This is a genomic window from Lysinibacillus sp. NPDC096418 (genome assembly GCF_044762775.1).
Classification (GTDB): domain Bacteria; phylum Bacillota; class Bacilli; order Bacillales_A; family Planococcaceae; genus Lysinibacillus.
This window is the reverse complement of record NZ_JBIWEY010000003.1, coordinates 215,012-239,873: the sequence shown is the minus strand read 5'-3', so window position 1 is coordinate 239,873 and position 24,862 is coordinate 215,012. Positions and strand designations below refer to the sequence as shown.

General features: G+C 38.4%; 21 protein-coding genes, 1 pseudogene and 1 riboswitch. Of the genes and pseudogenes, 7 read left to right on the top strand and 15 right to left on the bottom strand.

What is annotated here, in order from left to right:
- The first annotated feature begins 7 nt into the window (after positions 1–7).
- The 6 genes from ACIQZG_RS05415 to thiW all read left to right on the top strand — a co-directional run bounded on the left by ACIQZG_RS05415 (position 8) and on the right by thiW (position 5,879).
- Positions 8–1,114: an ABC transporter ATP-binding protein gene (locus ACIQZG_RS05415; RefSeq protein ID WP_402754145.1), complete on the top strand. Its 1,107-nt coding sequence runs from the start codon at positions 8–10 to the stop codon at positions 1,112–1,114.
- Positions 1,104–1,910, top strand: a complete 807-nt coding sequence (locus tag ACIQZG_RS05410; protein ID WP_402754188.1) for an ABC transporter permease — start codon at positions 1,104–1,106, stop codon at positions 1,908–1,910. Before ACIQZG_RS05415 ends, ACIQZG_RS05410 begins: the two co-directional genes overlap by 11 nt.
- Positions 1,910–2,704, top strand: coding sequence for an ABC transporter permease (locus ACIQZG_RS05405; RefSeq protein WP_402754144.1), 795 nt, complete (start codon positions 1,910–1,912; stop codon positions 2,702–2,704). Before ACIQZG_RS05410 ends, ACIQZG_RS05405 begins: the two co-directional genes overlap by 1 nt.
- Complete coding sequence (locus ACIQZG_RS05400) at positions 2,704–3,777, top strand: ABC transporter substrate-binding protein (RefSeq protein WP_402754143.1); 1,074 nt, start codon at positions 2,704–2,706, stop codon at positions 3,775–3,777. Before ACIQZG_RS05405 ends, ACIQZG_RS05400 begins: the two co-directional genes overlap by 1 nt.
- Positions 3,778–3,934: 157 nt before the next feature.
- Positions 3,935–5,131: an MFS transporter gene (locus ACIQZG_RS05395; RefSeq protein WP_402754142.1), complete on the top strand. Its 1,197-nt coding sequence runs from the start codon at positions 3,935–3,937 to the stop codon at positions 5,129–5,131.
- A gap of 62 nt (positions 5,132–5,193) precedes the next feature.
- Positions 5,194–5,300, top strand: a riboswitch (TPP riboswitch).
- A gap of 81 nt (positions 5,301–5,381) precedes the next feature.
- A complete protein-coding gene (gene thiW, locus ACIQZG_RS05390) occupies positions 5,382–5,879 on the top strand; it encodes an energy coupling factor transporter S component ThiW (protein WP_402754141.1) in 498 nt (165 codons plus the stop codon).
- A 117-nt stretch (positions 5,880–5,996) separates the two neighbouring features.
- On the opposite strand, the gene ACIQZG_RS05385 is transcribed toward thiW, so the two are convergent.
- The 15 genes from ACIQZG_RS05385 to ACIQZG_RS05315 all read right to left on the bottom strand — a co-directional run bounded on the left by ACIQZG_RS05385 (position 5,997) and on the right by ACIQZG_RS05315 (position 24,144).
- Positions 5,997–8,591 carry a VWA domain-containing protein gene (locus tag ACIQZG_RS05385; protein ID WP_402754140.1) on the bottom strand — a complete coding sequence of 865 codons (2,595 nt, stop codon included), beginning with the start codon at positions 8,589–8,591 and terminating at the stop codon, positions 5,997–5,999.
- A complete protein-coding gene (locus ACIQZG_RS05380) occupies positions 8,575–10,320 on the bottom strand; it encodes a vWA domain-containing protein (protein ID WP_402754139.1) in 1,746 nt (581 codons plus the stop codon). The genes ACIQZG_RS05385 and ACIQZG_RS05380 overlap by 17 nt, the downstream gene beginning before the upstream one ends.
- A gap of 11 nt (positions 10,321–10,331) precedes the next feature.
- A complete protein-coding gene (locus ACIQZG_RS05375) occupies positions 10,332–11,207 on the bottom strand; it encodes a DUF58 domain-containing protein (protein WP_402754138.1) in 876 nt (291 codons plus the stop codon).
- A complete protein-coding gene (locus tag ACIQZG_RS05370) occupies positions 11,204–12,199 on the bottom strand; it encodes an AAA family ATPase (protein WP_402754137.1) in 996 nt (331 codons plus the stop codon). The genes ACIQZG_RS05375 and ACIQZG_RS05370 overlap by 4 nt, the downstream gene beginning before the upstream one ends.
- 11 nt (positions 12,200–12,210) lie before the next feature.
- Positions 12,211–13,611: a hypothetical protein gene (locus tag ACIQZG_RS05365; RefSeq protein ID WP_402754136.1), complete on the bottom strand. Its 1,401-nt coding sequence runs from the start codon at positions 13,609–13,611 to the stop codon at positions 12,211–12,213.
- 12 nt (positions 13,612–13,623) lie between these two features.
- Positions 13,624–14,469 (bottom strand): ABC transporter permease, encoded by an 846-nt coding sequence (locus ACIQZG_RS05360; protein WP_402754135.1) that lies wholly within the window; start codon positions 14,467–14,469, stop codon positions 13,624–13,626.
- Entirely contained in the window at positions 14,466–15,401 is a 936-nt protein-coding gene (locus ACIQZG_RS05355; RefSeq protein ID WP_402754134.1) for an ABC transporter ATP-binding protein, read from the bottom strand. The genes ACIQZG_RS05360 and ACIQZG_RS05355 overlap by 4 nt, the downstream gene beginning before the upstream one ends.
- Complete coding sequence (locus ACIQZG_RS05350; protein ID WP_402754133.1) at positions 15,398–17,791, bottom strand: hypothetical protein; 2,394 nt, start codon at positions 17,789–17,791, stop codon at positions 15,398–15,400. Before ACIQZG_RS05350 ends, ACIQZG_RS05355 begins: the two co-directional genes overlap by 4 nt.
- Positions 17,792–17,968: 177 nt before the next feature.
- Positions 17,969–18,859, bottom strand: a complete 891-nt coding sequence (locus ACIQZG_RS05345) for a transcriptional regulator CcpC (RefSeq protein WP_402754132.1) — start codon at positions 18,857–18,859, stop codon at positions 17,969–17,971.
- A 311-nt stretch (positions 18,860–19,170) separates the two neighbouring features.
- Positions 19,171–19,614 carry a cyclic-di-AMP-binding protein CbpB gene (cbpB, locus tag ACIQZG_RS05340; RefSeq protein WP_402754131.1) on the bottom strand — a complete coding sequence of 148 codons (444 nt, stop codon included), beginning with the start codon at positions 19,612–19,614 and terminating at the stop codon, positions 19,171–19,173.
- Positions 19,615–19,874: 260 nt separating this feature from the next.
- On the bottom strand, positions 19,875–20,108 hold the full coding sequence (locus ACIQZG_RS05335) for a short-chain dehydrogenase (RefSeq protein ID WP_402754187.1): 234 nt from the start codon (positions 20,106–20,108) through the stop codon (positions 19,875–19,877).
- Between the two features lie 73 nt (positions 20,109–20,181).
- Entirely contained in the window at positions 20,182–20,949 is a 768-nt protein-coding gene (fadH, locus tag ACIQZG_RS05330; RefSeq protein WP_402754130.1) for a 2,4-dienoyl-CoA reductase, read from the bottom strand.
- Positions 20,950–21,635: 686 nt separating this feature from the next.
- Positions 21,636–21,785 carry a hypothetical protein gene (locus tag ACIQZG_RS05325; RefSeq protein ID WP_402754129.1) on the bottom strand — a complete coding sequence of 50 codons (150 nt, stop codon included), beginning with the start codon at positions 21,783–21,785 and terminating at the stop codon, positions 21,636–21,638.
- A gap of 101 nt (positions 21,786–21,886) precedes the next feature.
- Positions 21,887–22,240, bottom strand: coding sequence for a Fe3+-siderophore ABC transporter permease (locus ACIQZG_RS05320; protein WP_402754128.1), 354 nt, complete (start codon positions 22,238–22,240; stop codon positions 21,887–21,889).
- 533 nt (positions 22,241–22,773) lie between these two features.
- On the bottom strand, positions 22,774–24,144 hold the full coding sequence (locus ACIQZG_RS05315; protein WP_402754127.1) for a lytic polysaccharide monooxygenase: 1,371 nt from the start codon (positions 24,142–24,144) through the stop codon (positions 22,774–22,776).
- Between the two features lie 422 nt (positions 24,145–24,566).
- Between ACIQZG_RS05315 and ACIQZG_RS05310 the strand changes: the two are divergent.
- A pseudogene (locus ACIQZG_RS05310) lies at positions 24,567–24,707 on the top strand (IS3 family transposase); the annotation flags it as partial.
- Positions 24,708–24,862: the final 155 nt, after the last annotated feature.

Genomic DNA, 24,862 nt, shown 5'->3' with positions numbered 1-24,862 from the left:
CGCATCGATGACAACGAATTCAATTATTCGATTTGAAAATGTATCAAAATCATATGATGACGGCACAGTCGTTTTAAAAAATATTAATTTAGAGCTTGAAAAAGGAAAATTCTATACATTACTCGGCCCATCTGGTTGTGGGAAAACAACAATTCTACGTATTATCGCTGGATTCACAGAGCCAACAACAGGAAATGTGTTTTTTCACGATAAAAGAATTAATTCAGTTCCTGCCAATGAACGCCAAGTTAATACAGTGTTCCAAGACTATGCACTATTCCCTCATTTAAATGTCTTTGAAAACGTGGCATTCGGCTTACGTATTCAAAAGAAACCTGAACATGAAGTGCAAGAACGTGTCGCTGAAGCACTGAAATTTGTAAATTTAGCTGGCTATGGTAACCGTGAAATTTCTGAAATGTCAGGTGGTCAACGTCAGCGTGTTGCTATCGCACGTGCGATTGTCAACGACCCTGAAGTAATTTTACTCGACGAGCCACTATCTGCACTTGACTTAAAGCTACGTACGGAAATGCAATATGAACTACGTGAACTACAGCAACGCCTTGGTAAAACATTTGTCTTCGTTACACATGACCAAGAAGAAGCCCTTGCGATGAGTGATGAAATTTTCGTTTTAAGTGAAGGCGAAATTCAACAATCAGGAACACCAGTAGATATTTATGATGAACCAATTAACCGATTTGTAGCAGACTTTATCGGTGAATCCAATATCGTACCAGGTGAAATGATTGAAGACTTTAAAGTTAAGTTTGCTGGCAAAGTCTTTGAATGCGTGGACCAAGGAATGAAAGCTAACGAGAAAATTGACATCGTGATCCGTCCAGAGGATTTAGAAATTACGACAGCCGATAAAGGGAAATTAATCGTAACAGTCGATACACAATTATTCCGTGGTGTTCACTATGAAATTTCTACGTATGACGAAGACGGCAATGAGTGGCTAGTGCACTCACTTAAAAAAGCTGATGTAGGGGCAAAAATCGGCTTAGACTTCGATTCAGAAGCGATTCATGTAATGCGCTTAAACGAAACAGAAGAGGAATTCGATAAACGTTTAGAAGCTTATGGGGACGACGAAGATGCAAACTAAGGCTTCAAAATCGGCCTTATTCCCATACGTTTTATGGATTGCATTATTCGTTATTGCGCCAATTGCCCTCGTTGTATACTATTCCCTACTAGATTTACATGGCAATTTCACGCTCGATAACTATAAAGCGTTCTTTACATCAGTTTATTTAAAAATGACGTTAAGCTCGTTTTGGTATGCGTTTTTAATCACGTTCTTTACATTATTAATTTCTTATCCAACGGCTTATTACTTAACAAAGACTAAGCATAAGCAACTTTGGTTATTGCTGATTATTATCCCATCTTGGATTAACTTATTATTGAAAACTTATGCATTTATCGGGATTTTTGGTCTATATGGGCCAATCAATGCATTTATCGAAGTATTTGGCTTTGATCCGCAGCAGATGCTTTTTACTGATATGAGCTTTGTTTTCGTATCTGTATATATTTTCATTCCATTTATGATTTTACCGATTTTCAACTCATTAGACCGTTTGAATCCGGCATTGGTATATGCAGCACGTGATTTAGGGGCTTCTGCCTTTACTACATTCCGTCGTGTCGTACTGCCACTGACAATGGATGGCGTAAAAGCAGGTATTCAAGTGGTCTTCATCCCTGCGTTATCACTATTCATGATTACACGTTTAATCGCGGGTAACCGAGTGATTACACTTGGTACAGCCATTGAACAACAGTTCCTTGTCACACAAAACTGGGGCATGGGTTCAACAATCGCTGTATTCCTAATTTTATTCATGGTCATCATCATGTTAGTAACGGGCCAAAAGAATAAAGGAGGTCGCGTATAATGACTAAACTTTCTAAAACAGCAAAAGTATATTTAACGATTGTCTTTATCGTCTTATATGCGCCCATATTTTACTTAATCTTTTACTCCTTTAATAGTGGCGGCTCGATGAATAGCTTTGAATCATTCACATTTGATCATTATAAGGCTGTTTTCGAGGATACTCGGTTACTTGTGATTTTAATCAATACCGTTATTGTGGCATTGTTATCGGCTTTAATTTCTACAATTATCGGTACATTAGGTGCTATCGGTATTGTGACAGTGAAAGATTCAAAAATGCGCAATACATTACTATCGTTAAACAATGTATTAATCGTCAGCCCAGACGTTATTATTGGAGCTAGCTTTTTAATATTATTCACAATGGTTGGTATTAAGCTGGGCTTTGCATCTGTACTACTAGCGCACGTTGCGTTTAGTGTACCAATCGTCGTTTTAATGGTATTACCAAAATTACTTGAAATGAATAAATCTTTAATTGATGCTGCACTTGACCTTGGTGCAACAAAAAAAGATGTGATGATGCGTGTCATCTTGCCTTATATTAAGCCAGGTATTTTCGCAGGATTCTTCCTCGCCTTAACGTATTCTTTAGATGACTTTGCGGTGACATTTTTCGTAACGGGTAACGGCTTCAGTACGCTATCAGTTGAAATCTACTCGATGGCACGTGCCGGAATTTCCTTAACTGTAAATGCAATTTCTGGTTTAGTATTCTTCGTGACTGTGTTAATCGTAATCGGTTATTACTTCGTGACAAGTCGTACAAGTAAAAGAACGGGGGGACATTAATGAAATCATTAATTCAAGCAACAATCGCCATTCTTGTCGTTACCGCCCTTTTAATGTATGCTGGGAACGCAATGAGTGCTGGTAGTGGAAAAGGTGGAAAAGATACGCTTACCATTTTCAACTGGGGTGAATACATCGATCCTGATTTACTAAAGCAATTTGAAAAAGAAACAGGTATCCATGTTATTTACGAAACATTTGACTCAAATGAAGCCATGATGACAAAGGTTCAACAAGGTGGAACAGCTTACGATATTGCGATTCCTTCTGAATACATGATTGAAAAAATGAAAGAGGAAGATTTACTCATTCCTCTTGACCATTCAAAAATTCCGAACATGAAAAATATTGACCCATACTTTTTAGATTTACCTTTCGACGACGACAATAAATATTCTGTCCCGTATTTTTGGGGTACAGTTGGGATTGTCTATAATCCCAGTTTGGTTGGAGATTTAGACTTCTCTTCTTGGGAAGACTTATGGGATCCTTCATTAAAAAGAACAGTCTTTTTAGTAGACGGTGCACGTGAGGTTATCGGAATGGGCTTAAACAGTCTTGGTTATTCATTAAATTCTTTAGATAATAATGAGTTACATTCAGCGACGGATAAGTTAATTAAACTTGCACCAAACGTCAAAGCCATTATCGGTGATGAAATAACACCACTAATGGTTAATAACGAGGCGACAGTTGCACTTACTTGGTCTGGCCAAGCCGCTGACATGATGTATGAAAATGAAGACTTGGACTTTGCAGTACCAGAAGAAGGTTCAAACTTATGGTTTGATAATATGGTCATTCCAAAAACTTCGAAAAATATAGATGGTGCACATGCTTTCATTAATTTCATGTTAGATGCTGACTCTGGTGCGAAAAATGCTGATTTTGTTGGCTACTCAACACCAAACATTGCTGCTATGGCATTAATGGATGAGGAAGTTGTCATGGACGAACGTTATTATCCAACTGAAGAACAACGTGATACGTTAGAGGTTTATAAAAACTTAGGACCTGATTATTTAGGCAAATACAACGAATTGTTTTTAGAATTTAAAATGAGTATTCGTTAAATTAAATAGAGCTATCACTCCAGTTAGTCACTGGAGTGATAGCTTTTTGTAATTGAAAATAAAAGTATACAGTCAGACTTTTAGTCAATAGCAACTGAGTACCCGTTATGTTAGACTGTAGTATATTTGAATAGATTACACAAAAGGAGGCTATAAAATGGCCCAACAGACATCAAATAAAACCGCTCTATATATTTTAATGTTTAATATGTTCATAGCCATGGGAAGCATTGGTATCATCATTCCCGTCATGCCTGAGTATTTGAAAATTTTTGGTGCAGCAGGACAAGTTCTCGGCATGCTCATTGCAACATTTGCACTAGCACAATTCGTGTTTTCACCGATAGCTGGGAACCTTTCAGATCAATATGGTCGTAAAAATCTTATTATTTTTGGACTTGTGGTAACTGGTCTTTCACAAATTGCTTTTGGACTTTCTACGGAAGTTTGGATGCTCTTTGTCGCTCGCTTTTTAGGAGGTTTAGGTTCTGCTTTCATCGCACCCCCGATTATGGCGTTTGTAGCGGATGTCACTACATATGAAGAACGTGGTAAAGGTATGGGGATGCTTGGGGCTGCCATGTCATTAGGCTTTATGATTGGTCCCGGAATTGGCGGCTTCTTATCTACAGTTAGTCTTCACTTTCCATTTTATATGGCTGGAGTTGCTGCAGTTTTAGCAGCCATCTTATCATTTGTGTTATTACCAAACACAAAACCAAACGCATCACAAAAAACACAAAAACAGGACAATCTCGCTAAGCAGATGGTACGCTCAGTCAAAATGCCCTACTTTGTTATGCTGATCATCATGCTTGTTTTCTCGTTTGGCATCGCAAATTTCCAAGCGACTTTATCTTTATTCGTCACACAGAAATTCAACTACACACCAACAGATATTGCAATAATTCTAACAGTTGGTGGTGCTGTAGGTGTCGTTGTTCAAATGTTTATCATTACACCACTGTTTAAGCGTTTCGGTGAGATGAAAGTCGTTTTAGTCAATTTGCTCATTGCATCAATATCAATCTTCTTAATTTTATATGTATCAGGCTTTGCTTTAATTTTAGTTGTTGCAACGATTTTCTCTACTGCAACAACGCTCATTCGTCCAGCAGTCAATACGCTGATTTCCAAGTTAGCAGGTAAAGAACAAGGTTTTGCCGCTGGACTCAATAATGCCTATATGAGTCTTGGTAATATGATTGGTCCAGCATTAGCTGGCATATTATTTGACTGGAATATGGACAGCCCTTATATTTTCGGTGCTATTATTTTATTTGCGTGCTTCCTTCTTGCCCTTATCTGGACAATAAAAAAAGCACCACATTTAATGAAGCCCGATTCAGAATAACGTGAATATTTATTGACGATTATTAGTAACATGTTACATTATTAATGAAAATCAAATCGCTTCAAAACCACTAGGGGAGTCTTTTTAAGACTGAGACGTATTTATTTCATACGGACCCTTCGAACCTGATCTAGTTCACACTAGCGTAGGGAAGTGGCGACTACTTGCTTTTTTTATATTTAAACGCAAAGCCGCTTCCTTCTATTTGTAAGGAAGCGGTTTTTTTACGATTATTGAAGGAGTGAAAAAATTGTCTATTCAAAAATTAACTATTATGGCCTTATTAGTAGCGATTGCAGTAGCTGGCTCAACGTTTGTCTCCATTCCAACAGGTATTGCCCGCGCCTACCCTGTGCAACATGCAATTAATGTCATAAGCGCCATCTTGCTCGGACCTATCCCTACCGTAATGATTGCCTTTGTAACAGCGCTCATCCGAATCTTAACAGGTACAGGCTCACTCTTAGCAATTCCCGGGAGTGTTATCGGCGCCCTCCTTGCATCTATTACCTTTAAATACAGTGGAAAAGCGTGGCTAGCTGGGGCTGGTGAAATATTCGGTACGGGTATTCTTGCTTCTCTCGTAGCCGTACCCTATTCTCACCTTCTTTTGGGTACATCTGTAGCTACATTCTTTTTCATGCCCGCTTTTATAACATCTAGCGTTATTGGGGCTACCTTGGGCGTAGTCATTGCTAAAAGTCTTCAAAAATCTGTTATTGCTAATAAACTTAACTCAACATTGTAATACGACATCAAAGTGTTTTTTTACCACTCGACATGCTCCGTTTTAACTCTAAAACAATGAAAACGATGGTTCATATATACCCCGTATGTATGAACCATCGTTTTTCATTTTCAACTATTAACGTTTTTTCATTCCCTTTAATAACTGTGCCACATTCGTATCCTCTTCCTTCACTGGTGTTTCAGCAACAACTTTTTCCTTACGTTTCTTGGTAGTGAAGATGCTCCAGCCAAATCGACGAATGGTAATATCGATGAAGAATAATAACATTCCCGCCAATAATAGCCACGTTGCAATATTTTGACGTTCAGCCCCTTTTTTTGTAAAGTCACGGAATACTTCTTGTGGTTCTTCTAATACTGCACCGCCCGTTTGCTTGGTTAATTCCTCTACCAGCTTGTCGTTCACTGGTCGCAATTCATATTCTGCGCTATACGGTACACTGAGTCCTGCCTGATAAATAGCCTGTTGTTCATCCGTAATACGGAAGAAAATAAGCCCTGGCTCAGCCTGAACGACTGCTCGAATCTGCGAGGCAGAAATTGTTTCAAGTTGCATCTCTAGCTCTTCACCCGCTTCGTTAACTGCTACGATGTCTAAAAACGCTGCTTCATTAGTCGGATCTGTTATAACGAATGAGCCGTCTGCATCTAAACGTATATCGTAAGCTACATCATTATAACTTGGTAGCATTTGCGAAATGGCTGTTTGCCAGAATGTACCCCATTCCTGCCATCTTGCCCAGTCTCCTGTCCACTTTCCTGTCGAATCAGACGTAAAAGCAAAAGTTTTTCCAAGACCATATTGCCACTGTGCAAGCACTGGATCTTCTTTCTCACTTTCTGCGATAACAGTTGCTCCTTGCTTTGCTGTTGTGCCAATATAAGCATTCATTTGCGGAACACCGCCTGCAAATAATTGATTCCAGCCCGGCGCATTATAAATTGTCGGGTAAAATGGGTTGTCTTCAATATAAGTACGTGAAATCATCGCTGTCTCACGAGATAAAATCGAAGGTATCATCTGTTCATCAATGACATCATAATAACGTCCACTACCCATTTCACTCAAAGCTTCAAGTAAATTGCCATCTGCATCTTGCCCAATCGCAACCGTTGACAACGTCACTCCGTTTTCCTTACCTTCCTCAATTAACCCCTCATAATTCCCAGCCTGCGACTGTCCGTCAGTTAACAAAATAATATGTTTTCGTTGTAGTTTTAGATTAGCTAAATTTTCATATGCCACGGCGAGCGAACTATAAATTTCTGTACCGCCACCTGGTGTTACCGATAGAATAGTGTCAACCACCTCTTCCTTATTGGCTAGTGGTCCTGTTTCGATAATTTCCCATGGTCGATCATCAAAGGCGATAAAACCAAGCGTATCTTCATCACGTAGCATCTCCACAGAACGTGCAGCTGCTTCCTTAGCTAGTTCTAGCTTTGAACCATGCATACTACCTGATCTGTCTAAGACGATTACTAAACCAAGCGAAGGCAACTGTTCTTTGCCTTTTATCTCCATTTCAACTGGTAGTAGTGTTTCAATTGGAGTTTTAAAATAGCCACCCAAGCCGAAGCTATTCTCCCCACCTGTCATCATGAAGCCAACTCCAAAGTTTTTAACTGCCTGCTCTATCACACTCATTTTTGCCTCACCGACTAAATGGCCAGGTACATTATCAAAAATAATAGCATTGTATTGTAGGTAACTTGAGAGTTCATTCGGCAAGCTTCTTGCATCTACCACATCATAGGAAATTGCATTTGGTCCAAGCACCGCCGCAATTGGTGATGCTGTTTCATGACCATTGACAATCAGTAATTTCGGCTCACTTTGTACCATCGTAACGCTCGTCAATTTATTATTTTCAAAGATAGCATCCTGTCCTACTTGTACAAGTGCTTCATATTTCACAAGACCTTCTGCTGTTGCAGCGTGCTTATACGTAAATACATTTGAGCCTTCTGCTAACTCGACTGCCTCACGGTGAATCAAAGCATCATTTTCGTATAGTAATATTTCACCTTGTATTGCTGTTGTCGCATTAATTTCTGTAACAAGCTGCTGTTGTTCGCCAACATAGGCAACTTGAGGTGATACAAAGCTCTTTAACGATACATCATTCGCAACAGGTCTATTGAATGGTACAACATCCACGCTAATATTTGAGCCCTTTAGTTTCGTCATAAATTCACGGACATTGCCATTTGTTTCATTAGCATCCGTTAATAAAACTAGTCTTGTCGCTTTTTTCGGGTCAACAATTCCTGTTGCTAATTGCAAACTTTGTTCAATATTCGTTTGATCAGTTGCTGTCATTGCTGTAAATTTTGGAACTTCATCTAACGTATTTGAGAGAATCGCTTCTGTTCTAAGTGTTGATGAAAAAGAATAAATCCCTGCAAGTTGTTCATCCTTTTTCGATTGCAAACTTTCCTCTATAAAACTTGTCATAGCAGTCTCTGTACCATTCATCGAAGCAGAACGGTCTACTAAAAACAGTACTTGTTCTTCCTTCACTGGCAATATGATATACGGCGCGGCCAAGGCAAATACTAAACAGCAAACTGCTAAGATTCGTATGGTTAGCACGACCATATGATTTTTTTTCAGACGCTGACGTTCACGCCAAAACGTCCATACAAAATACGCAAGAAGTGGTAGTAATAATAGCAAGGCTATTGGAACATCAATTCGTAAATCCACGACGTCGTTGCACCTCCCACTCCATAACGAGTAACACTAAAATTATTAGAATAAGCCATGGCATAAATGAAGATTTTGATTGTTCTTCCTTGCCATTTTCCTGTAGTTCACCAAGCGTATAACTCGTGCCTTTTTCGATAACGCGTTCCTGTGACTGTAGTTGTACAATTAGATGTTTTTCTTCGTCATTGGTACGTGCAGTATATATTCCAGGTTTCATAGGTGCTGTCAACGAGCCATTATCAATTATGGATAAAAACTCATCCTCTTGTGAATATACACTCCAGTCACCCTGTGCTAACGCAACAGCCCGCTCTTCATTTGGTACGAAAAGTCCGATTGAGCCTATTGATTCTGATAACGCCTGCTCAACACTCCATAAAAATAATGGGAACGATGGATGAAGTGGCCAGTCAGTATCCTCAATATCCGCTAATATAACAATATCTCCTTTAGGTGAACGCTGAATTAATGGCTCTTGTCCAACAGTAGCGATTGTTTTATAGTTTTCAATTGGTGGATAGACTGCACTAACATACACATCATCTAATGAGCTAAAAGCAAATAATGAATCGCTAGTTGTTGTCACTGAACTATTTGCCTCTATTTTTTCTGCATCATCACGACCAAATAATACAACTGGATTTGTCATTTGCGTGAGTAGTGCTGTTTGATTCGTGACAACCGTAGCATCTTGATTGTCTGGAACTTGTAATGGCGGTACGATTTTCACACCATTACTAATTGTTTGGAAACCTTTTTGTACTAGCTGATGCATGTTTTGATCGACTACGATTTTTGATGTTGTCGTTTGTAGCAATACCGCTTGCATATTGTCAATTGCATAATCATCTTGTATATCCAGTGATGCACGCATGATATTTGTTAATGGCAAATCTTCAAACGTTTTTGTTATGGCTTCATTAGCTGGTAACGTTACTTCTTCAGTAATTACCTCTTCGCCTTTTTCATTTTGTAACGCTAGTTTAAAGTTTTGTTCTTCATTCGTATCATTTTGTAACTGAACGAGGGCCATAACCGCTTTACCATCTGTTGTTGCAGCAAATCGAGTAATCGCAACATTCGTTAAATCCTTTGCCGCTCCATATACAAGCCATTTTACAGAATCTTTTTCCATCGGCAATTGCTTTTTATCTAGTGTATCTGTAAAGACGTAAATCGATGTTTGTGTATCACCGACAAAGGCCTGCGCGACATCAAGTGCTTTATTCATCTGTGCAGTCTCATACGTTACTTGTAAATCATGAATCTCTTGTTTAATCTCTTTAATATTGGTTTCTTGCTGTAGTACAGCTTGAGGCGAATTCCCTGTAGTAATTAACGTCACCGGCCGACCGTCAAGTTGCTCAACTAATGACAGCATTTCTTTTTTATGTGTGTCAAATGTTGACTGCTCTTTTCCTGCTAACATCGTAGCCGACGTATCAACGATAAAAATCGCTTGCGTGCCTGCAATTGTTGACTTCTTCAAATAAGGATTCATCAATGCCAGCACAAGTAACAGAAGCGCAAGTAATTGCAAATAGAGAAGTACATTTTTTTGTAAATGCTTTAAGTATGGAGATACACGTGTTTCTTGCATAATTTCCGACCAGAAAAGCGTCGAGGACACCGTCTGGTCGGTATATTTTTTTCGAAAGAAATAATATAGTAGGACAATGACCGGGATGATGGCCGTCCAGATAAATACTATTTGACTAAAACCCAAAACGGCTCACCTCATCTAATCCAATGTGCTTTTAATAGTTGTTGGAATACAGCATGTTGCAAGCCGTCCTCAACTTTCAGCTGTATTTTACGTACGCCAAAGCGTCTGCAAATTGCCTCAAATTCTTCTTCATGTAGTCGGCGTCTGGCATCATATGTTTCAAGTACTCTTGATGACATCGTGACATTGACATCACGTCCTGTTTCATGGTCAAGTAGACGAACATCGCCTGAGTAATGCGGCGATAGTTCTTCCTCTGTCACGATCTGCAAAATGCGTACATCTCCTGCAAAACGTGGTAACCTTTTCAACAGTTGCTCCCACTCATTAATAGGCTCAAGTCCATCGGTCACAATAAATAAAACCGTACTATCCTTTGGGATTGCCTTTAACGCACCTTGCGCAAAGCTATTTGTATACACAGCATCTTCAATGTCAGTGACAACTTGTAAAAAGGCACGTCGATACATAGCACCCTTACGTCTAAACGGAGGTTTCATATCGTCCTGCACAAAAGAAAACGATAATCGATCATCTCGCCCTAATACCATTAATCCAAGGGATGCAACAATTTGCCGTGCGAACGTCCATTTTACTTCTTCGCCCATTGATTTAGTTGTATCGAGCAATATATGCACACGCATTTCCTGTTCATCTAAAAAACGCTTAATAAAATATTTATCGGTTCTTGCAAAGACATTCCAGTCCACTTGCCGAACATCATCGCCAAGATGATATTCGCGAAAATCCGAGAAATCGAGTGATGCCCCGAAGCGTTGCGAGCGGTGCGAGCCTTTATGCTGCCCACGTAATTTGGAGGCAGTCGCCACTTGAAAGCGACTAATTTTCGCTAACCAATCTTCGGGCAATATTATTTTTTGTGTCATCGACTAACGCCTTGCTGCACTTTTTCTAAAATAACGTCAATGACATCATCTGCTGTTTTTCCTGAAGCCTCCCCTTCATAATTCAGCAGCATACGATGACGAAGCACAGGTTTTGCCACCGATTTAATGTCGGCAACCGAGACATGGAAGCGTCCATTCATTAATGCTCTTGCCTTTGCTAATTTAATTAAACTTTGCAAACCACGTGGACCACTACCATACATCGCATATTGCTTCACTTCATCTAATGCATCTTCTCGTTTAGGATGTGTGGCCACGACTAGGTTGGCTGCAAATTCTAGCATTTCATCAGCAACAAGCACTTCCTTCACCATTTGCTGTGCCGTAATGAGTGCTTCTGTGTCCATCATTTTTCGTAAATGAATTTCCTGTGCGCCTGTTGTACGCTTCATAATTTCCATTAACTCATGCTTTTTTGGGTAAGGTACAAGAATTTTACAAAGAAAACGGTCCATTTGTGCTTCTGGTAATGGGTATGTCCCTTCCATTTCTATTGGATTTTGCGTAGCTAAGACGAAAAATGGTTTAGCCATTTTTTTCGTATCCCCTAAAATAGTAACGGTCTTTTCCCCCATTGCTTCAAGTAAGGCACTTTGTGTTTTCGGTGTTGCACGGTTAATTTCATCCGCTAATACCATTTGGCTAAAGATTGGTCCGGGCTGAAATGTGAACTGCTGCTTGCCATCCGCCGTTCGTTCAATCATACTCGTTCCTGTAATATCCGCTGGCATTAAATCTGGCGTAAATTGTATACGGGAAAACGATAGATCTAGTACTTCTGAAATTGTGCGAATTAACATCGTTTTTCCTAGACCAGGTAAGCCCTCTAACAGCGCGTGCCCGTCAGCAAGTACTGCATATAATGTGTAATCAATGGCTTCTTCTTGTCCTACAATAAAACGATGAATTTCCGCTTTTACTTGCTGTAGGTTCGTACTCATTTCTTGATATTGTTGTTCCGTAAATGCCATTTCTTTTCCTCCTACTGTACTTCAATTGACGTGAAATACGATTGCACGACATTTTGTAAATCCTTAGGTAGTTGCAGACGATCTGAACTTTCTAAATAACTATTTTTATATGCACCTACAACATCTTCATATGGTCGGATTGAGCCTTTTGTAATTGGTCCATTTCCTTGTTGCTCGGAAACATTTGAACCGTCCCCTAATGGCCCTCCATCAACAGAGGTTTCACTCGAACCGCCAAGTCGTTTAGGGGTTGTTAATAGGTCTCGGCCACCTTGACCTGTACCCGCACCGCTCCCTAAACCCGCTCCTTGTCCAGACCCTAAGCCTGATCCATTGCCGCTTCCTTGACCTTGTCCCTGACCTTGACCATTTCCTTGGCCTTGTTGGTTGCCTTGAGCTTGTGAACCATTTTGTTGGTTATTTTGTCCTTGCTGCCCGCTTTGTCCCTGCTGTTTATTCGCCTGTGCATTGCTAGAAGGATTTTGGTTGGTATACGAATTGTTTTGCGTATTATTATTTGCGTTATTCGCACTTGCAATGGCATTTTGTAGTGTATTGCTTGCTGGCTTGCCAAGCTTACTCATCGCAGTTTGCGTAGCATTTGCATTTTGTGTTAACTCCTGCTGCATCTGCGCGAGTTCTTTGAGTTGCTCGATTTCTTCCTTCGACAAACTAGCTCCCTCATTTGCACCATTTTCACTAACACTTTGCTTATCTTTTAATTGCTGTTCCTTTAACGCAAGTTCTTTTTGTTTTTTTACGACTTCACGTAATGCTGCTTCTGCTGTGTTTGTTTCTTTTAACGTATTTTGTAATTCTTTTAGTTGCTCTTTGACTTCTTTTGTTTCAGCTTTTTTCTCTAACTTAGTCACTTCTTTTTTGATGTCTTCCACAACTGCTTTTTCTTTCTCAACCTCAATGGCTTCAATTTGTGTAGCTGCTGGGAACATATAGAGCACTGCAAGAACAACAGTCGTTGCAAAAAATCCAATTAACGCAGCTGGTCGAAGCCAATTCTTCTTTCTTGCTTTAAACTGCATAAAAGCATCCTCAGCTTTTTGCACCGCTTTCTCTAGTAAAGATTGCACAAGCGGATCCTCATCATCTTTAAATGAAAGGGCCGTAACAAGTTCATTGTGTGAAAAATAGCTATCTAGTGCATGCATGGTTTCTTGCTCTTTTGCTCGCTTCCACCACATGAAGGCAATCGTCGCTAGTATTCCTATCACAAAAACAGCAATTGCTGTTTGACGATAATAAGGCCACACAAAAAATCTTGAAACAACAACTAGTGAAGCACTCGCAAGCAATGCAAAGAATAAACCGTACTGTACAATAGGTGTTATCTTCTCAATCGATAAACTTATTTTCGCACGTTGTATATATTTTCGTAATTGCTTACGTCGCTCCATATAGATCCCTCCTCATCGATTACTTTTCATATTGGCACGTAATTTTTTTATGGCCACTGTTAAACTAAAAACAATAATTAATACATAGACAATTAAATAAGTCACCCAGACAGGTAATTCAACTCCTGATAGCTCAGTTAACGCATCACCCATAGCAGGTGATATGAGTGTTAGCATTAATGCCCCTGGGTTAATGGAAGCCCAAAAATAAGTCAGGAAAGACGTATTCCCCCCCATTGGATTACCCATTTGTTGAAAGGCCATCGTTAAAAAGAAGAAGAACGCCGTTATTCCACCTAAGAAAATAATCGAGCCATATGTCGCAATCATTGCGACAATTGTTTTCTTTGTAATCGTGGAGAACATCACACCAATACTACCAATCGCAATAACTGTCACTAAATAGAATAAAAAGATAGATACTAACTGCGAAGGCGATACCCCACCAAATAAGAACACTAAACTATATAATGGCAGCCCTGCTACTAGCATTAATACTAAAAAGGCAACCGACGATAATAATTTCCCAATAATAATTTGTGTTGAGCTTTGTGTCGTTGTCAGTAAAATGTTCAATGTTTGCTTTTCTCGCTCACTACTAATTGCCCCTGCTGTTAAACTTGGTGTAATGAAAAGGACAAGGGCCATTTGTAAAATAGTCAATACTGCGAACATTATAAAACTCATGTCAGGACTAAAGAAGCCCTTACCTGTAAACTCAGTCGCTAGCATTAAAAAACCTGCTATAAAAATACATATAACGGCTAAATAAAACATTAAACCTGAAAAACTTTTAAAAGAACGAAAGCGTAACTTCAATTCTTTTACGAGTACTGGATTATAAAATCGTTCCATCATTGAATATCCGCTCCTTTCGTCATAGCCATAAAGACATCCTCTAGATCTTTTACTTCTTCACTTAACGCATATATCGGTAAATCGGCAAGCATCGCTTTTCTTAATAGAGCCACTTGATCTGTGTTAGTGCCGCGATAACTAAACGCAATTTCTGAACGATTATCCACTACATCTATTGAAGTAATCATTGGATCCTCTTCAAGGAATGTACGCACTTCCTGTAGGCGCTCTGCTACCTTCACCACTATACGCTTTCCACCTTGCAACTGTGCTTGGATGGTTGCTACATTTCCATGCGCAATGAGTTTACCATTATCAATCACACCAATTTCATCACACATTTCCGCTAGCTCTGGCAAAATATGTGATGATATTAAAATTGTTTTACCCATCGATTTTAAATTACGTAAAATATCACGCATTTCTACTCGTGCACGTGGATCAAGTCCTGATGCAGGTTCATCAAGAATTAATACCTTTGGGTCGTGAATGAGTGCACGCGCTAAGCATAAACGCTGCTTCATCCCACGTGATAGTAGATCCACATAGTCATAACGTTTATTCGTTAAATTGACAAGTTCCAATAACTGTGGAATTAATACTTTACGTTCTGCTGCACGAATTCCATAGCTCGCTCCGTAAAAATCTAAATATTCATCGACTTTTAACTGGTCATAAACTCCGAAAAAGTCTGGCATATAGCCGATTTGCTTACGTACTTCTTCTGGTTCTTTTACAACGCTTTTACCGTTAATAAAAGCATCACCCGATGTTGGTGAAAGTAGCGTCGCTAATATCGAAAACGTCGTCGATTTTCCGGCACCATTTGCGCCAACAAAGCCGAAAACAACACCCTCATCAAGGGATAAATTCAAATGGTCTAATGCTGTAAAGGAGCCATATTTTTTCGTTAAATCACAAATTTCTATCATTCCTTCACCACTCCTTTCAGCTCTACTTCTGGTAATGTTGTCGGTTCACCTGTTTGGTCTGGCCCGTATTTAATTTCCATTAAAATTTCACCATTTCGGTTGAAATAATGCTCAACATTTTCAGTTAGTACTTGTTTTTTATCCGTTAATTGCTCAAAGTTGCTCGTCTGGTTATTCCAGATGGATACCTGCATACGACCTACATCCTTATTTGAAATTGAAAGCTCATTAAACGATTGGATGGTTGCTATAAAATCTTTAGGCATCGTAGCCTTTACATCATATACACCATCAGTTAATCGCCATTCATTCAATTGCTCATCAAGCTTTTCATAATTTGCGTTCAGTGATTGAGTATCCACTGTATAAGAAAAGTTTGTATGCTTCATCGTAAATGGACCTGTCAGTTCTACCTTACCTTCAAACGGCTGAATGAAATAAGAAATTGGCGCCATACTAGCACTTGATTCAAGTTCAACGCCTGCAATTGCTTGATCCGCCCAAGCTGTTAACACAGGCAACTCACCGTTTTCTACAAGTGATAATGCCATAGATTTCATCTGCTCAATACGAACTGGGTCAATTTCTTCCTTCTTCGTTGGATACGTATAACCGTTATTGCTATACACATTTGGTTTTTGCAAGACTGTCGTTTTGATATTCTTATCAACTTGCAGTGTTGCATTTGGCTCAATATCACCGAGTTTCACTTCATTAAAACCCGATAAAAGCGTGACATCTTTTAGAGTGAATGGGAAATTATTTTTAATAGTTCCCAAAAGCTTTTCATTTTTTAATGTAAGATCAATTTCCATTTTGCCTATATTTTTTGCAGCTGTTTTCCCTGCAAAAGATTGAACTGACCAATAGCTTAAATCACGTAAAGTTAATGTTGAACCATTTGCATGCTCTTTAATATACGATGATTCATGTAGGTCACCCAGGTTACCATTAAAGTCATTAAATTGACGCAATGCTATCGCCGATGTCTGATTATCCGCTTCAACAACAAAATCACCACCGCGATTTGTCAAAATTGATTCTATATAATATCCATTTACACTTTTGTCGTCATTTACTTTATAGATAGATGACTGCTGTACTTGTGGTTGGATAATACGATCCTTCGCCCCAAAAATGAAGAGGACAATCGATAATCCAACAGAAATGGCAGGGATAATCAACCATGCATGCTCACGTTTGTCCATTTTTTTCAAGATGAAGTATAGAATTGGTCCAATAATTAATATATAAAGAATAATCACAACAAGCATGTATGAGACAGACACTTCAAAGGAAGGGGATATTTCATTCACTGGACGTAAATAAGCCGCTACTCTCTCAAGCATCGACTGATCTGCTAGCATCGCTTGCTGCGTCAAATTTTGAATATCTAACATTTTAGCTGTTAATGCAGCATAACCATCCATAGAAGCTAGTGGATTGTCACCTAATGAGAACGTCGTTTGTAGAACTTCGCCATTTCCTACATTTTTCTTCGCAGCTAAAATAGTTGTACCATCCGTTAAAATGGGCTTGCTATCCTCATTTGCTGAGGCTACATAGACCTCAATATCCTTTGAAAAAATACCGCCATCTGACATTTTCGTTAAACTAGCCGCTGATACAGCTGTCTTTTCCTGTGACAATATTAGTGGTAAATAGTCCTTAAAAACACCCGCTGTTGCTTCAACCTGATCTGAAGCCCCGAGTAGTAATGTACCACCATCTTGAACCCACTTTAGTAAAGCCTCTTGCTGTTTTTGTGATAAATCTGCCAAGGCAAATTCATCGATAGCAATAATATTTGCCATTGCATAACCCTGAGCTTCTTCTGGCAATGTATATTCCTTTAATTGATTTAAATTGAATACTTCAACATTATTTGATGGTGCAATTTGTGCTAATCGCAAATAGGCAGCTAAGCGGTCACTTTTTTCCGTCAATGTATATATAAAAGTTGCGGAAGAATCTAGAATATTGGCTTGTAGCTGCTTCGTCCCTTTATATTCAACTTTTTTCCCTTTTTCAATGCCTCCATCATAAAAGGCAAATATTTCCGCATTTGAAAAGTTGTTATTAGACAAACCGTTCACGTATAACTCATAAGTCTTTTCTTCGCCTTCCGCTAAATCAACTGGTAATACTAATGCCGACCCAAGTTCATAGGAGTGCGTGACATCTATCGCCATATCTCCCGAAAAATCAGAGCCTTTATTTTTCACTGTAATTTTTAATGGTACAATAGATAAACTTTTCGCTTTACCGTTAATGCCTGCTGTCGCTTGTACCTCTAAACTTGGTGCAGCGCTCGCCTGTGATACAGGTAGCATAAAGCTCATAACAAGCATAAATAGTAGTAAAAGTGCTGTTATTTTTGTTTTTCTCAAAAGCTCAACCCCTCTTTTTCTCTAGTCATGAAAGACATTTACATAATTATACGTTTTCTACTTATTTTTGTTCCATTTCTTATGGTATCTTCATGAATATTCATAAACTCTTAAGATTTAGACGCTGGTAAACAAAAAAGGCTCTAAAGTTTAAATTAAACTTTAGAGTCCTTTTTCTTACTTCGTATAATCAAATAAACAACGTGCATGATCCTGTACAACTTCCACAAATGCTTCAACCTGACGCAGTTCAAATGACGATTCATAACCAATTAGCCACGTATCCCGCGTTAGACCAAATTCCTTTTCACTGTTCATTAATGCTATTTTATTGACACCATCAGCTTCATTTAACGTAATGGACGGTAAAATCGCATAGCCAATCCCATTCAATGCCATTTGCTTACACGTCTCAATTTGGTCTACTAAAATTTGACGACTTGGATTGGACGCAAAATGTCGCTGCCACCACTGTTGAATTTCTTGATAGTAGTTCGAATCACTTTTGAATTGAATAAACGGACGGTCTGTCGTAAGCACATCTTCAATTGTTTTTAGCTCTTGATCAACTAAATATAATGTATCTCGGAAAAGATGAATTTTTTTTCCTTTCCAATCTACCTGTCCCCTTACAATTCCAACATGTGCCTCACCTTCATATAAGGCTTTGACAATTTCAGAGCTCCAGCCTGTCATCAGCGAAATTTTCGCCTCCGGGTATTTTGTGACAAAATCTTTTAATACTTTTGGTAGCCAATTTTGTCCTACAATTGAGGCACAAGCAATTTTCAATGTACCATTCACTTTCGTCGTCAGCGCTTGGATCATTTCCATAATTTCTTCTTTTTTTGCAATCATTTCATTCGCATAGGAAATAACAAGTTCTCCAGCAGGTGTTGCCGTTAATCCTTTTGGCGAGCGAATAAACAGCTGTGTTCTCCATTCTTTTTCAATTGTTTGTAAACGCTGTGAAAGTGCTGGTTGTGATAAAAATAATCGTTCCGCTGCCTTTCGCATATTGCGTTCCTCTGCTAATACTTTTAATATTTCTGCCTCTGTTACCGTCAAAAAAGCAACCTCCAATTTAAAATCAATTACACCTCAGCGTAATTGCCCGTCCAGATTTTGAATTGCGCTCACACAATTCACTCCCTTAAAAATCTGTGATATCCGCCGGAGGCTTTGGGCCAACAGGATGTTGATCACTCAGGCGTTGCCGCAGGACGCGGCGATTTTAGCCTGGGTTCCTCTATTCAGCCTGCTTTTAGATAATCGCTGAAAAAAGCTACAACCGTATTCATCTCACCTCTTATAGAGACAGGATTTTTTGGCTGAATAAAGATAAAAAGGACTCAATTATTCCTTGAGCCCCTCCTAAACTAGTTTTCTTTTTGATAAATATATTTTTTTAGTTGTTTTAATATTACGCGTCTTGTTAGGATACCCGCAAATAACCCCTCTTTATCGACCACACATAAAAAGGCATGGTTAATGACTAAATCTAACGCTCGCTGGAAATTATCTGTTATTTTTAATACAGCCAAATCTTTATCCATAATCGTCTCTACCTTGATGTCAGGTAGTTTTTCATACTCAATATGTTCGAGCCCTAATATCGCTTCAGTAATCATCTTCATACTTAGTAAGCCTTGAAGACGGTATTTCATATCTAATACGGGAATGGATGAATACCCTGTACGCGTTAATACTAGTAATGCATGCTCTGCACTGTTTCCACTTTGAACATGAGCAACTTTTTCTGATGAAATAATAAAATCACTAATTGGCATTGCTAATAAATCTTTACTGTTAGTTGAAATCATGAACCTCTTCTCCTTTTCTGTCCCCAATATGCAGAACAGGATGCTTCCTCTTTATCATATCATAATTTTTCCTAAAATGACCATGACAAGACCGAGAAGAGTTTTATTATAACTATGGATTATTTCAACCTTTCGAGAAAAACTAACTATCACATTTACTTTCTCAAAACGTCTGATATCTCTATTGAATGGAGAACATTTATGATATCTAATGGTACTCAGCAAATAAATATTCACTTGCTGAATACCATTGAATTATTCTAATACCCAGCTATACTCCAATAATAAAAAATCATAATACCTAAAAACCCTAAAAACAAAAGGTACACCCAAACAATTGGATTCAGCACCGTTGAATACTCTTCAACCGTTTTAGAAATCGGTGTATCTTTTTCTGAGTCTCGCTCGGTTGTCATTTTTGCTATACGCATCGTAGAAACGAACGAAATAACACTAATAATTGTAATCGTAATAAGAGCTGGTATTAACCACATACCCACAGGCAAAACTCCTTTCTTTACCCATTAGTATGCGTTAAACCAGCTGCTCTTTATGCAAGGTATTTAATTAAAACGGAAATGGATTTAACCATTGACCACCATCCAATGTGACACATTCTCCGTTCATATAGCTCGCTTTATCTGACATCATAAAAGTCGCCAAATCAGCAACTTCTTCCGGCGTACCAATTCGACTTAGTGGCACAGAATCCAATGTTCTAGCAGCTGCGGCTTCTGATTCCCAAAGCTTCGATGCTCCACCTGTCCGCTCAATTGGTCCAGGTGCAATCGCATTAACACGAATGCCATACTGTTTTCCCCACTCAACAGCAAGTGTTCTTGTTACGGATAAAACACCTGCTTTCGCTGCCGCCGAATGAATTACACCGGCACCTGCGTTCCAAGCATACGTTGCCACCATATTAATGATAGAACCTTTAATCTTGTGTTCAATCCAGTACTTACCGACTGCCGAAGAACAGTAAAACGTACCATTCAACACGATATCAATAACCGCTTTCCAACCATTTGGAGACAATTCTTCTGCACGTACGATAAAATTCCCTGCTGCATTATTAACAAGTCCATCCACTTGTCCAAACTTTTCAACCGCAAATGCCACCATCGCGTCTGCTTGTTCCGGTATGCGAACATCCATCTGGAATGTTTCAATTGTACTGCCCACCTCAGAAATAAACGTTTTTGCTTCAGCTAAACGATCTTCATTGCGTCCAGTAATAACCACATTGGCCCCTTCAGCAACGAATTGCTTAGCCATATAAAGCCCCATCCCACTTGATCCGCCTGTAATAATAATTGTTTTCCCCTGTAACATACCATTTCCCCCTTTGCGAAAGTCAAAAATGAATTACTATTCAGTATTTTACTACACTTTCTCGTTAATGTCTTAAAATATCTAGAAAAATCGATAATTTAATAGTTCGATTCTCAACTTTCAAGGTTCACTGGTTTTAAATTATGGCTGTTTTCTTAAAGATTTTTACTTCTTGTTTGGCTATCTTCTTATAGTGTTAGGTAAGCCTTTGACGTTATCTCCGGCTTTTCCCCCACTTCACACCGTACGTGCGACTTTCACCGCATACGGCGTTCCGACTAATCCAATTCATTCTTTTCTACGTTGTTAATAATGCGATGATGTTCTCCCGAATCAGATTGTATTAATTTTACATTGTTTTCGTAGATCAGAGTGTAGCAGTTTGTTTATCTGCTATAGCTACACTATACGAGCAGGTCAAAACTTCTTCAACTTTTGGTTAGGTACAGGAGCAGTAGTAGCAAACTCTTAGAAGCCTTCAACTAACCTGTGAGTGTTGATGTTGAAGCAGGGAAACACTGACACAGGTTATATAATGTTGCAACAGAGTTATGTGTGAAGCTGTAGGAGCTATTGTGGGGAAATAACAACAAAAGGACTTGTGTGTAATTTTACGCACAAGTCCCTTAGCTTGAAGTGTGATGGGCTATTGTTTAGATTGTCGAATGGTTCACAATAGCGCCTGTTTATTTTTTTGTTAAATATGTGTACCAAGGTTTACCTAAAAAAAACAAAGGAAGTAGTAAAATCATTAAAAAACTTTCCCATCGAAATCCATTAGCAAATACAATAAAAGATAGACCTATAAACCCGAGTAATTGTAGGATTTGTTTCATATCAATGTCTCCTCAATGGTGGTTCTTCATTGAATTGCAGGACTTGCATATGGAGATTAATCAGAAATACAAGACCTATTTTTATTAAACTAAATCGTCCATTAGCTTAAATATAGGTAACCATAAGTAGCTATTCCAGAAACGCCAAACAAAATAAGTACAGTACTTTTTATAAAACCCGTCTTTCCTTTTTTCCAGCTTACGATACTTGTAGTAAGCCAACTAATAAACACCATAATTGCACCAATATGCTGAATCCATTCAATTGCTAGGATAATTCCAGAAAGTGATAGCAACATGCCTATGATTATTAATCCCGCGCCAAAAAGTGCTAATGGTTGTTTAAACTCATTTTTAAATTTCTGTTGTTCTTCCTTATCCATTGTCAAATAAGTATTTGTAAGAAAGAAAGTAGGCATAATCCATATTAAAATTACAAGTAAACCCTGTATCATTTCGTATGCCCCTATCTAGCCTGTTCCGCAATCTGGCTCATTAGTTGAACGACCAAATAATGATTCGTTTGGTATATTGTATCATATTCGGAAATATTAATAGGATACGAATGTGTATGACTAACAAGAAAGATTGCCTGTTATAGCAGGGCGAGGCGAAGGTGTCTAATCAGCTTCAACTTTTGGTTAGCTTACAACAACAAACGTAGCAAGCTTATTGGAGTATTTAACGAGCATGTGGGTGTTGATAGTAGAGCATAACAAAAGGACTTGTGTACATGAGTTAAATCATGCACGCAAGTCCTTTCTTCTTAAACTAGTCTCCGTTAGTTTAAGAAGATTAGTTTTGTAACTTTACCCGAATTCAATTAAAGTTGCTTTTTTATTTGCCAATGACTCTGGGGCCAGTCCCATTATCAATTATCGCTCTTTTTAATATTCCAATCTAATTTAGAAGTCTGTGTCATGTTTATTTTCAGCTTTTTGCACCAAAATCCTCTAGTCTACTCTATTTCAATTAAATTGTACTTAAATTAAATCTCTTTCCATAGCGATAAGGCAAATATCCAGTTTGGATCGCCGTATCCTTGATAACTTTGAACCGCTTCATAGTTTTTTCCCTGATGTTCTACTCTATCACCCTTTGAATATGCTTTAACCGGGCTCCATTGTTCAGAAGATGAACTCTGCTCTTTTGTAGTTACAGTCAGAATGTTACTTTTAATCGATTCATTTCCTGCTGCATCAACGGCCGTAACTGTATACTTATATGTTGTATTTGATTGTAAGTTCTTGTCCATAAATGTTGTAGTGTTGGATGTTCCAACTACTATCATTTGTCCATTTGATGTTTCTCTGTATACAACATAATGATCAACTGCTATATTGTCTTCTGATGGACTCCACATTAAATCTACACTAGATGATGTATGCCCCATACTATGCAGTGCTTTTGGTTGGGTTGGCGCTTCAGTATCTTGAACTTTATTTCCTGTCTTTGCAACAACTGCTTCACTTTCTAGTGAAACATTTCCTGCTGCATCTACAGCCTTCACTGTATATGTATATTCTGTATTAGCTGTTAATTTTCCGTCTGTAAATGTTGTTCCTGGTACTGTTCCAACTACTTTTCCATCACGTAATACTTGGTACTCTTTCACCCCTACGTTATCTGTAGAAGGCTCCCAGTTTAATTTCACACTGTTTTCTGTAACTGTCGCTACATGTAATTTTTGTGGTTGTGTTGGAGCTTCTGTATCCGGGTTTTCATTATTTATTAAATTAACATCGATTACACTATAGAAAGCGTTTCTAGTATCAGCTACATCCCAAACAGCCAAAATCACATGGTATCCACTTCGATCTGTTGGTACGTTAATTTTATGCGATAGATTATTAGATGACATAGAACCGTTATGTTGGACTTCTCCAATTGGTTCAAGAACAGCACGGGTTAGAGGTTTATTAGGATCCCAGTCTTTTTTTGTAATATAATAGTGCCATTTGCTTGTTGCATGCGATGCAGTATACTTCCATGTGAAAGTATTTTCACCACCAGTGATCGTATTCTTAAACCAACGATCAAATGATTGTTGATCAAGAATTCCACCAAACAGTCCACCAGCTGAAGCAATTTTTCCGTCTACTGGCCCACCTTGTGGGAACCCTTTTGGTGCTTCTAAACTCTGCGGTTGATACCTAATCTCTCCACAACTCAAGTTAAGCGCTCCATAATTTGAACTACATAACGCAGCACGGCTAACAGGTTTTTCAACAAATCCATGTGCATTTACATTCTCAGGTATTAAAGTACTTCCCATAATACCCGCTGCTAATATAAAAGCGCCTACTCCCGTTTTTCTTATTGTCTTTTTTGTAAAACCAAATGGAAAATTATTATTCATCTTATTAGTCCCCTTTACTTATCTACTTGTTACATGACAAACAAATTTATATGTGCGAGGATTTTGATGCAAAAATTAAAAAACAAAATTACATTAATACCTATATTATCTTTAGTCTTCTATATTAGAAGTGGAAATAAATTCAAAAACACCCCCTCTAACGAATTATTTTCTCTAATTATTTTGTTGTAGCATTAATGCAAGTAGTAACAATGTCACTATTTTTAGACATAAGCACCATCTGCATAGTGCTTATTTCTTTTTTTAATCCCAACCCACTAGCATCTTTATACATATCGGATGAAGCCCGCGATTATTTATAAAAATAGTTAAAGTTTATAAATTCAGATTATTACACGAATTTTTCTTTAAAAATACAAAGATGCGAGATTGAATTAATAATTTTCAACTCAATTCCCCTTAAACAAGAATTTGAGAGAATTGTTCACTTCAAGCATGAGCTTGAACAGTCTATCGGATACTACCATCACAAACGTATTAAGGGAAAATTAAAAGGATTGAGTCCGGTACAATACCAAATTCAATCCTCCATTGCTACTTAACTGTATATAGTGTCTAATTTTTTGGGGTTCACTTTAACTTTATCTTTTACCTGTACTTGATTTGTTTAACGGTGAAATTATTGCGTATAACCTTGAAATACGCCCTATCTATCCATTTGTTTCAAAGATGTTAGTACAAGCCTTCACTCGCTTAC

Bases quoted from the DNA above. Each gene is read 5' to 3' on its own strand.
- ACIQZG_RS05415 (WP_402754145.1), top strand. From the start codon at position 8: ATGACAACGAATTCAATTATTCGATTTGAAAATGTATCAAAATCATAT.
- ACIQZG_RS05410 (WP_402754188.1), top strand. From the start codon at position 1,104: ATGCAAACTAAGGCTTCAAAATCGGCCTTATTCCCATACGTTTTATGG.
- ACIQZG_RS05405 (WP_402754144.1), top strand. From the start codon at position 1,910: ATGACTAAACTTTCTAAAACAGCAAAAGTATATTTAACGATTGTCTTT.
- ACIQZG_RS05400 (WP_402754143.1), top strand. From the start codon at position 2,704: ATGAAATCATTAATTCAAGCAACAATCGCCATTCTTGTCGTTACCGCC.
- ACIQZG_RS05395 (WP_402754142.1), top strand. From the start codon at position 3,935: ATGGCCCAACAGACATCAAATAAAACCGCTCTATATATTTTAATGTTT.
- ACIQZG_RS05375 (WP_402754138.1), bottom strand. From the start codon at position 11,207: ATGACACAAAAAATAATATTGCCCGAAGATTGGTTAGCGAAAATTAGT.
- ACIQZG_RS05370 (WP_402754137.1), bottom strand. From the start codon at position 12,199: ATGGCATTTACGGAACAACAATATCAAGAAATGAGTACGAACCTACAG.
- ACIQZG_RS05365 (WP_402754136.1), bottom strand. From the start codon at position 13,611: ATGGAGCGACGTAAGCAATTACGAAAATATATACAACGTGCGAAAATA.
- ACIQZG_RS05360 (WP_402754135.1), bottom strand. From the start codon at position 14,469: ATGATGGAACGATTTTATAATCCAGTACTCGTAAAAGAATTGAAGTTA.
- ACIQZG_RS05355 (WP_402754134.1), bottom strand. From the start codon at position 15,401: ATGATAGAAATTTGTGATTTAACGAAAAAATATGGCTCCTTTACAGCA.
- cbpB (WP_402754131.1), bottom strand. From the start codon at position 19,614: ATGATTTCAACTAACAGTAAAGATTTATTAGCAATGCCAATTAGTGAT.
- ACIQZG_RS05335 (WP_402754187.1), bottom strand. From the start codon at position 20,108: ATGTGGTTAATACCAGCTCTTATTACGATTACAATTATTAGTGTTATT.
- fadH (WP_402754130.1), bottom strand. From the start codon at position 20,949: ATGTTACAGGGGAAAACAATTATTATTACAGGCGGATCAAGTGGGATG.
- ACIQZG_RS05325 (WP_402754129.1), bottom strand. From the start codon at position 21,785: ATGAAACAAATCCTACAATTACTCGGGTTTATAGGTCTATCTTTTATT.
- ACIQZG_RS05320 (WP_402754128.1), bottom strand. From the start codon at position 22,240: ATGATACAGGGTTTACTTGTAATTTTAATATGGATTATGCCTACTTTC.
- ACIQZG_RS05315 (WP_402754127.1), bottom strand. From the start codon at position 24,144: ATGAATAATAATTTTCCATTTGGTTTTACAAAAAAGACAATAAGAAAA.